Source organism: Streptomyces sp. NPDC026575 (assembly GCF_055567415.1).
The window spans coordinates 1-3,548 of sequence record NZ_JBVHQM010000065.1; the positions used below are offsets into that span (position 1 = coordinate 1).

At 70.7% G+C, this 3,548-nt stretch carries 1 protein-coding gene; it reads left to right on the forward strand.

Annotation, left to right across the window (positions count from 1 at the left end):
• Nucleotides 1–48 precede the first annotated feature (48 nt).
• Nucleotides 49–3,548, forward strand: a 3,500-nt coding sequence (locus ACZ4NB_RS38645; RefSeq protein ID WP_467667740.1) for an SDR family NAD(P)-dependent oxidoreductase, incomplete at its 3' end; no start/stop codon positions are given.

The window sequence follows — 3,548 nt, forward strand, 5'->3', positions numbered from 1 at the left end:
GTGCCGGTGGATTGGGAGGGTGTGTTCGCGGGGCAAGGTGCCCGGCGGGTGGCCTTGCCGACGTATGCCTTCCAGCATCAGCGGTACTGGCTGGAAGGCTCCGCATCCGAGAGCGCCCCGGCCGGGTCCTCCACAACGGACCCCGAGGAAGCCAAGTTCTGGGAGGCCGTGGACAGCGGCGACTCCGAGGCACTGGCCGCCATGCTGCTGGACGAGGACCCGACCACCGAAGACGGGCCCCAGAGCGGCGAAGGGACAGCGCCCAAGGGGCTGAACGGGGCCCTTACCGGCCTCCTGCCCGCACTCTCCACCTGGCACCGCCGTCGCCAGGACACCCTCGTCGCAGGGAGGCGGCAGTACCGCATCAGCTGGAAGCGGCTGAGTGACGAGACGATCGGGGCCTCCGCCGGGGCCGGCGATCCGACGGGTACCTGGCTGGTCGTCCACGCCGAGGACGGTGCCAATGAGCAGGTGGCGGCGATTATCCAGGCGTTGACCGAGCGCGGTGCCCGTGCGGTCCCTGTCGCCGTACCGACCCACACCGATCGTCCGGGGCTCGCCGCACTGCTCACGGAAGCGTCGGACGACCCGGCCGGCGGCTCCCCTGTCGGCGGAGTGCTGTCACTGCTCGCCCTCGCCGAAGGCACGCACCCGGCACATGCCGACGTACCGGCCGCACTAGGCCTGACCCTCCACCTCGCGCAGGCACTGGCCGATGCCCAGGTGCGGGCACCGCTGTGGCTGGCCACCTGCGGTGCGGTGCGGGCAACCGACGCCGACGAGGTGCGCAATCCTGCCCAGGCCCAGGTGTGGGGCCTGGGACGCGTGCTCGCGCTGGAACACCCCCAGCGGTGGGGTGGGCTTGTGGACCTCCCCGCCGACCTGGACGGACGGGCCCTCACCCGGCTGTGTGGGCTGCTCACCACGGCGGCTGATGGTACGGGGCACCGCGCCCACGGGGAGGACCAGACGGCCGTACGGCCTGCCGGCGTGCTGGGGCGCCGGCTCGTACGCACTGCCATGGACGGTGACGGGCAGCCCGTCCCCTGGCGGCCACGCGGCACCGTACTGATCACGGGAGGCACCGGAGCCCTGGGCGCACACGTCGCCCGCCGCCTCGCCGGAAACGGCGCAGAACATCTCCTGCTCCTCAGCCGACGGGGCATCGAAGCACCCGGCGCCAGCGAACTACGGACCGAGCTCGCCGCGCTGGGAACCGAGGTCACCATCGCCGCCTGCGACACGGCCGACCGTGACCAACTGGCCCAAGTCGTGCGGAGCATGGCCGAGCGCGGTGCACCGGTTCGGGCGGTGGTGCACGCGGCCGGCGTCGACTCCTCGGTACCGGTGGCGCAGCTGACACTCGATGAGCTGGGCCACTCGCTGCGCGCGAAGGCCGTGGGCGCCGCCCACCTGGACGAACTGTTCGCCGAAGAACCCCTCGACGCCTTCGTCCTGTTCTCTTCCGTAGCCGGAATCTGGGGCAGTGGGGGACAGAGCGCCTACGCCGCGGCCAACGCCTTCCTCGACGCGCTGGCCGAGCGGCGTCGGGCCCGGGGGCTCACGGCGACCGCCGTCGCGTGGGGCCCGTGGGCGGAGGCCGGGATGGCGGCCCAGGGCGACGACGAAGAGCTCCTGCGACGGCAGGGCCTGCCGCCGATGAAGCCCGAACACGCGGTCAGTGCTCTGGAGCGCGCGCTCGCCGGTGACGCCACCGCACTGACCGTCGTCGATGTCGACTGGGACCTTTTCGCCCCCGTACTCACCGGGGCCCGCCCCAGCCCGCTCATCGGTGACCTTTCCGAGGCCCGGAAGGCATTGGACGCGCTGGCCGGCACCACCGCTCCGGACACCGGCAGCACACTGGACCTGTCCCTGCGGCTGCGCGGCCTGGAACGGGCCGAACAACTCGCCGTACTACTGGAGACGGTGCGCGAGCAGGCGGCCGTGGTACTCGGTCACACCTCGGTGGACGCGGTCGGAACCGACCGCGCCTTCCGCGACATCGGCTTCGACTCGCTGACCGCCGTAGAGCTGCGCAACCACCTGGCGGAGGCCACCGGCCTGCGTCTTCCGGCGACCATGGTGTTCGACTACCCCACGCCCGTGGCACTCGCCCAGCACCTCGCGGCCGAGTTCTGGGGGGACGAGAACGAAACCGTCCCACAGGTGCCGGCCACCGATACCGTCCGCACGGACGATCCCGTCGCCATCGTCGCGATGAGCTGCCGCTTCCCCGGAGACGTCGCGTCCCCGGAAGACCTGTGGCGACTGGTCGCCGACGCGAGGGACTGCATCCGAGAGTTCCCGGACGACCGAGGCTGGGACATCGAGTCGGTGTACCATCCCGAGCCCGGACGCCCAGGCAGCAGCTACGTCCATGAGGGCGGGTTCCTGCGGGACGCGGCCGCGTTCGACGCCGACTTCTTTGGTATCAGTCCGAGAGAGGCCCTGGCGATGGACCCCCAGCAGCGGCTGCTGCTGGAGACCGCGTGGGAGGCGCTGGAACGTGCCGGGATCGACCCCGCTGCTCTGCGCGGCAGCCGCACGGGAGTCTTCACCGGAGGCTCGTACTACGACTACGGCGCCAACGTGTCGCGGATGTCCGAGGAGCTGAGTGGCTACTCCAGCATCGGCCGCGCGAGCAGCGTCCTGTCGGGACGCATCGCGTACACCTTCGGCCTGGAGGGGCCGGCGGTGACGGTGGACACGGCGTGTTCGTCGTCGTTGGTGGCGTTGCACTGGGCGGTGCAGTCCCTGCGGTCGGGGGAGTGCACGCTTGCGTTGGCCGGTGGTGTCACCGTGATGTCCACCCCGGACACGTTCGTCGACTTCAGCGCCCAGCGCGGCCTGGCACCTGACGGGCGGTGCAAGCCGTTCGCTGACGCCGCTGACGGCACCGGCTGGGCCGAGGGTGTCGGCGTGCTGCTGGTGGAGCGGTTGTCGGATGCCCGGCGCAATGGCCATCCGGTGCTGGCGGTGGTACGCGGCACGGCGGTGAACCAGGACGGCGCCAGTAATGGTCTGACGGCGCCGAATGGTCCGTCGCAGCGTCGGGTGATCGGTCAGGCGTTGGCCAATGCGGGTCTGGGGCCGATCGATGTCGATGTGGTGGAGGCGCACGGTACCGGTACTCGGTTGGGTGATCCGATCGAGGCGCAGGCGCTGCTTGCGACGTATGGGCAGGATCGTCCTGAGGGGCGTCCGTTGTGGCTGGGTTCGGTGAAGTCGAATATCGGGCACACGCAGGCGGCGGCTGGTGTGGCGGGGATCATCAAGATGGTCGAGGCGATGCGTCATGGTGTGTTGCCGAAGTCGTTGCATGTGGATGAGCCGACGCGTGAGGTGGATTGGTCGGCGGGTGCGGTGGAGTTGCTGACCGAGGCGCGTGAGTGGCCGGTGCGTGAGGATGGCCCGCGCCGCGCGGGCATCTCGTCCTTCGGAATCAGTGGCACCAATGCGCACGTCATCATTGAGCAGCCGGTGGATAGCTTGGTGTCGGAGCCGGTGGTGGAGCGGGTGTCGGGCGGGCCGGTGGTGTGGCCGCT